Source organism: Rhizobium sp. AP16 (assembly GCF_000281735.1).
Classification (GTDB): Bacteria; Pseudomonadota; Alphaproteobacteria; order Rhizobiales; family Rhizobiaceae; genus Rhizobium; species Rhizobium rhizogenes.
On the sequence record NZ_AJVM01000070.1, the window covers coordinates 100258 to 106257 of the forward strand.

Sequence of the window (6000 nt, forward strand, 5' to 3'; positions counted from 1 at the left end):
TAGTTTCGAAGTCGCCAGACGGTTTGCATAGTCGGCCATAGCCGTGCCGTAGCCAACCCAATTGCTCGATCGTCCAAATACCCCATCATTTTGCTTACCTGAAGACATATTTCACCTTGCCTATAGTTGAGTTGGACTACGCTTGACTGCCGATATCAACGAATACAGAAAGAGGTGTGCAGACAGGTAAAATCCAGCAACCATCGTTGTGTTCTTGATAATGTTGAAAAACATTGGCTGCGCGAAACTGAGATTGTACAGACTCTCGGACGCGGAGAATTGAAAACTGGATACAACCGCCGTCGAGATGGAAACAAAAAATGCAGCAAACAATATTTTTCTATAGTATAGATTTTTTCTAATATTTAAATTCCACAATAATGCAATGATTGTCCACAAGATGAGGACAGCACTTAAAACGGAGCCCGCGAGGATAAATGAAATTTTCTCGAGCTCACTAAAATCACCAAGATCAATACTTTCTCGAATGCGAAGATTTGGAGGCCAAAAATAAATATAATATTTTTCTAGATAAAATAGATGATTCTCAGGTATTTCTCTCAGAATTACTATGTATAAAAAAAATGACAGAACCAAAGAAAAAACAAACCCCTTGCCCACAAAAGAAACGTATATTTTCTCTTCGGCGAAGCCGACATCTCCTAAATCGATGTTTTTGCTATTCTTTTTATCATTTTCACTGATCATGTCCCACCCGTTTTGCATTTCGGAGCATCCGAGTAATGCGCGGAATTTATACTAATCTCCGCCCCGCAACGGAGAATTACTTCGATACGACCTCGCCACTATATAGCGTGCAGTCTGCCATTGGCGTGCCGTTCCGCTTTCTTGTTATCTTGCAATTCCCACATATAATCGCCACGAACCGTAACAAAGCGGTGCCAAAGCCTTAAGATTCGACCGAAATACGCGTTGCAACTCTACGTATACGCGTATTTCACACATTGACAAGATTGGAATTTAGAGAATTGAGCGAATTAAGCGAAAATAACAGCAATGCATCCGAAATACGCTCAGATCATCCCGAAGGCGAAGCCGGCCTTGCCGCGCAATGTATCGCGGCCCTGTTAACCCGACACGGCATTCCAAAGTACCGTTTTGCCGTCACCGTTTCCGAAATCCTGGGGCTTTCCTATTCTTCCGCAAATCGCCGTCTGACGGCGAATGCCTCGTGGTCGCTGGAGGAATTGAAACGTGTCGCTGAGCATTTCAACGAAACACTGGAAGAGCTGATCACACTCAATAGTGCGGATGCGCTGCTTGATGCTTCCATTGTCATTGACAACCACATCGTGCCCTGCCGGATCCGGCTGGGAGATGTCGTTGGGCAGGTGCCTCCGGGAACCCTGGTTGCCGCCGAGATCGATGGTGCGTGGCGCGTGATGCCCACTGACGCCAGATCGATCATACCGGCACACGCGGTCACCCGTCTGTTGATCGAACCGACTGTCTCCCGCCGTCGGGTCGCCATTCTCGACGACCACGCCGACACCGCGGAAACCATCGTGCATTACATGGAAATGGCAGGCCTCGATGCGGTCGCCTTTAACGATCCGCAAGCCTTGCAGGACCATGCCGATTTCGATGCCTATGTGCTCGACTGGATCATCGAACGGGACGCACGCCGCCAGACCGCGCTGGAGCTGGTCGAGAACATTCGCGCGCGCAATGCCCTTTGCCCGATCGTTATCCTGACGGGGCAGATCAGGACGGGCAATGCCGACGAAGAGAATATCGCCGCGGCTCTGGCCCGGCACAATTTGAAATTCTTCACCAAACCGGCAAGCATGCCGATCCTCCTCGCCGCTTTGAACTCGAGCTTCAAAACTGCATGATCGTCAGCAATTGCTGCCGGCGTATCGGCTTGTTCAAGACCGCATCAAAGAGAGACAGATCATGCTTCGAACCATGATGTGCGGCTGACATCGCGACAAGCTTGGTCTTATGGCGCAAGTCCGTCTTGCGGATCTGCGCCGCCAGCGCCGATCCGGTCATGATCGGCATGTCGAGATCGATGAAGATGACCGAATAGATGTGTGCGGCCAGTAAATTCAGCGCCGTCATGCCGGAAGGAGCCATGTCGGTCACAAATCCAAGCTCCTCAAGCACGTTCGAAAGGCCTTTCAAAAGGTCAGGATGATCGTCGACGACGAGTACCCGCTTTTGAGCGTCGGACGTCTCATACGAACTTTCCGCCGCCGGGACTGCGGGTATTGCAAGCTCGAATATGCTGCCGCCTTCTGACGGGCTGCTGATTGCCATGCGCGCACCAAGCTGTCGCAACAAAGTCTGGACAACCGACAAGCCAATGCCTCGCCCGCTGCCAAGACTGAACAGCCCCTTCGCGAGACTGTTCTCGATAACCCGTGGCGGCAATCCAGGCCCGGTATCCGTCACGCGCAACGCCAATTCGCCCGCGGCCTCATCGAATGCTGCGAGATCGACCTGAACATAGCCGATGGGCGTATATTTGACCGCATTTGAAACGAGGTTATGCAGCAGTTGCGCAATGCGCTCGCTATCCGCGACCACAAAAACGGCCTCACCGGGGCCTGTTTGCCGCAGTTCCAGATGCTTGGCCTTCGCCGCGGCCTGATAATTTTCCACCACCTCCCGAACGAGTTCCCCCGCCTCGAACACGCCCGGTTGCAGCTCGATATATCCGGTTTGAGCACGAGCCAGCGTCAGCATGTCGCGAAGCTGGACGGCCAGACTGTTGGCCGCCCGGCGGATGCGCGCTGTCAACTCACTTCGGGTTTTCGTATCTTGAGGTCGTTCCAGCACATCCAATGCCGAGACGATGACCTGAAGCGGGGTTCTGAGTTCGTGGCTGACCATTGCGAGGAAATCGATCTTGTCTGCGACAGCCGCTTCCGCAGCCGCCAAGGCGCGCGTCTTCGCCATGATCGCCCACCAGTAAAATATCGAAATGATAACAAAGGACAGAATTGCGCAAACCAACAATCCCGCAATCACAAGAATGATTGTGTGCCCTGCCTGGATGGTCTCGTAAGACCTTTCTTTCAGTTCGCTATCCTGGTCCCAGGCCGCTTTGGATACTCTATTCAAGGCATCGGATATATCTTCCAATTTGGGCAGCAACGCCTGAGCATCCGCCGATGATAGGCCGGGCTTAATCGCAGGCAGGACGTCTGCCGCGAATGCGGCCAGGGCGGCTCCATCCTCGGAAAAGCCGGGAAGCTTCCTATATCCGTCGTTCAGATCGGAAGGCCGCACTATGATATCGATGCCGGATATAAGGACATCGATGTCAAATGAAAGCCCATCCGGTTCAGCGGCAGATCCATCGGCAATCGTCTTCAAATCCAGCCTGACGGTTTCAAGCTCCCTCAGGGCCTGCGCGGTCGGCTTGTAGAAATATAATGGGTTCCTGGCGATGGTGGAATCCCAAAGCACGTATTCTGCTTTTATGGCGCTCCAATTATACGCCACGACGCCAATACATATGGTTGCAATTACTGCGGGAATGCTGAACCACGCCAGATGGAATAATCTCATTCCACTTCTATCCCGCATAGCTGCCAGACCAGGTATGACGACGCAGCTGGCGTGTCCAGTTCCTCCCTGAAACTGTCGCGAGGATACATGACGAAGACCGGTCCGAAATCTCTGACCGTCAAGCGGATGCCATCCTTGCCGATCGCAAGGATCGTGCCGTACTTCTCCAGATAGTCGGCATCCACCTCCACGCTGAAATCATCGAGCGCAATAAGGCGCAGTGTCTTTCCCGTCGCGCCGACTTCGCTCAATACCTTGCTCAGCAAAGGTCCGGTGAAGTCGCTTTTGGGAGTCCATGGCGTCGATGTCGCCACCGTCGATGTCGGCAATGCGAGAAATTCGCGTTCGGACATCTCGTAGACATTGTTGGCGCTGTTCGTTGTTCTGCCAATTTTGCCTGATATCGTCAGGAAGACATCCGGCGTGCATCCCTTCGGAATATGTATCGCCGCGTTCGCGATGTCCGCGCTCAACCACATGCCAACCAACAACGATCCGAGCGTAATTACTAACTTTTTGGACATGCCTACCAATCCTGCAACCATTTTGTAGTCTGGCATAGTTCCGATCATTTTCGAAGGGTATCACGTCCCCGTTGTGATGGATCGTTTGGACAGACGACATGGTTTGTGTAGGCCACGCAACGCTCTTCTTTATCAAGGTTCGTTTCAGCTGCGTCTTATCGTCCACAGACCGCCAAAATTACGATGCGCCCGATGACACTTTCGGCAATGGTCCATATGTTCTGCCGGCTGACGGATTTTTGTTAGTCAAAGCAGATGTATCGAGTGAGGCCAGAGCAACGTGATTTCCGTCTTTTGTGTGCTGCGATCCGGTGGCGAATACAAGGCCGACCATGTGTTGCGCCTACGCACGCAAGTGGTGAATCATCTGCCCAATGCGGCTTTCCAGTGCCTCTCCGATATTGAGATCGAGGACGTTCGGACCCTGCCGCTGATGTACGACTGGCCGGGCTGGTGGTCGAAGATGGAGCTTTTTCGGCCGGGGATCTCAGGGGACATCCTCTTCATGGACCTCGACACCTCAATCGTTGGCAGCCTTGCCGATATCACATCCGTCAACCAGCTCACCCTGATGCGCGATATCTATCGTCCGCAGGGCTTGCAGTCATCGATCATGTATCTGCCGGAAGCTGCTCGCGAGCGGATCTGGGCCGAATGGATCGAGCGACCACGGCATTGGATGGATCTCTATCACAAAGGCGGCGACCAGGCGTTTCTGGAGCGCTTCTGGCTCGATCGCGCCGGCCGCTGGCAGGATCTATTGCCTGGCCAGATCATCTCCTGGAAATCGCATGTGCGACAGGCGCTCCATGATGATGAAAGCGGGAACGGCTCGATCCCGGCAGACGCCCGGGTGGTGATCTTTCACGGCAAGCCGCGGCCTTGGGATATCGGGTGGTAGTCGTCATTCGCGCAAGAAGACGAACCAAAAGGAATGCCGCTCCTGAGGTAGAATGAGCGAAGGGGCGACTCGACAGCTTAGGAGTGGACATCACATGATCGACCAACGGGAAATTCGCCACGCATTCGAACAATCCAACTGCTCTATCATGCGCCGTGAAGAAAGGGATTCCGGGGCTATTCTTTTCGTTCTGAAGTGATCGCCGAATGGTTTCCGGCCAGTAGTCCGCCGAGATGCCAATGCCACTTAAGCTGGGTAGGTGCTCTATCGTAGGCGGCGTAATCGTCGCCTCAGAGAACAGGGGGAAACGAGTGCCTTTTCATCTGCTTGCTGCGAGTTACTATTCGTCGCCCTGCCCCATTTACAGAGCGCTCACCTAAAAATTGCCCCACGCACTAATTCGCCCAGCAAAAACAACCGCCCGACCGAAGCACAAGGTTCGCCCTTTTTTCCTGCCCTCTTAATCGGTCGTGTCTGGCGAGATTTTACATTCACCGTCGTTTCTCCTTTCGTTTGCGGCGATATATGAACCTGTTCTCTATGGCATGCTCTCGCCGACTGGCGTCGAGGCCCGATTCGCCGCGCCAACGCCGGCAGCTCCCGCGCCGATAATGGCGACATCGACGCTGCCGCCCGCCAAAGTTTCACCAGACATTCCGTTTCCTCGAGAAGAAGCCGCTTACCTTGCGATCGACCATGTTGATCCTATAGCAGGCACCTGCCCTGCGGACTAAGGGGGAAAATCGACATGAGGTCATGATCGGCATTCATGGGTCAGTCGCCGTGCTTGGGAATTAAAACGCAAAAATCCGGCGCTTCGTGCTTTCGGATACTGGCACTTTGGGCAGTTTTGGTTTGGGGTCAGGGTTTGAGGTTTTTTGTCCGACTGCGTCGGCTTTGCCTCCTTGCGGGCCCCTGAGAAGGGGTTAACTCCGAGAGCAAAGCCGAAGGGTTTGTCCGCTCGACCGGTTAGCAAATACGACAAAGCCCGCTTGATGCGGGCTTTGTCGTATTTGGTTGCGGGGGCAGGATTTG

Annotated in this window: 5 protein-coding genes; 2 read left to right on the forward strand and 3 right to left on the reverse strand. The window is 53.4% G+C overall.

The features are described from left to right. Nucleotides 1-989 precede the first annotated feature (989 nt). On the forward strand, nucleotides 990-1856 hold the full coding sequence (locus PMI03_RS23695) for a helix-turn-helix domain-containing protein (RefSeq protein ID WP_007699279.1): 867 nt from the start codon (nucleotides 990-992) through the stop codon (nucleotides 1854-1856). Here the strand turns inward: PMI03_RS23695 and PMI03_RS23700 are convergent. Together PMI03_RS23700 and PMI03_RS23705 are read right to left on the reverse strand one after the other, a co-directional pair. Next, nucleotides 1843-3540 (reverse strand): ATP-binding protein, encoded by a 1698-nt coding sequence (locus PMI03_RS23700; protein WP_007699281.1) that lies wholly within the window; start codon nucleotides 3538-3540, stop codon nucleotides 1843-1845. The two genes, PMI03_RS23695 and PMI03_RS23700, sit on opposite strands and share 14 nt — an antisense overlap. After that, on the reverse strand, nucleotides 3537-4100 hold the full coding sequence (locus tag PMI03_RS23705; RefSeq protein WP_309574478.1) for an oxidoreductase: 564 nt from the start codon (nucleotides 4098-4100) through the stop codon (nucleotides 3537-3539). Before PMI03_RS23705 ends, PMI03_RS23700 begins: the two co-directional genes overlap by 4 nt. A gap of 244 nt (nucleotides 4101-4344) precedes the next feature. On the opposite strand from PMI03_RS23705, the gene PMI03_RS23710 reads away from it, so the two are divergent. Further along, nucleotides 4345-4965 carry a hypothetical protein gene (locus PMI03_RS23710; protein ID WP_007699286.1) on the forward strand — a complete coding sequence of 207 codons (621 nt, stop codon included), beginning with the start codon at nucleotides 4345-4347 and terminating at the stop codon, nucleotides 4963-4965. Between the two features lie 754 nt (nucleotides 4966-5719). Here the strand turns inward: PMI03_RS23710 and PMI03_RS31875 are convergent. Beyond that, nucleotides 5720-6000, reverse strand: a 281-nt coding sequence (locus tag PMI03_RS31875) for a hypothetical protein (RefSeq protein ID WP_309574479.1), incomplete at its 5' end; no start/stop codon positions are given.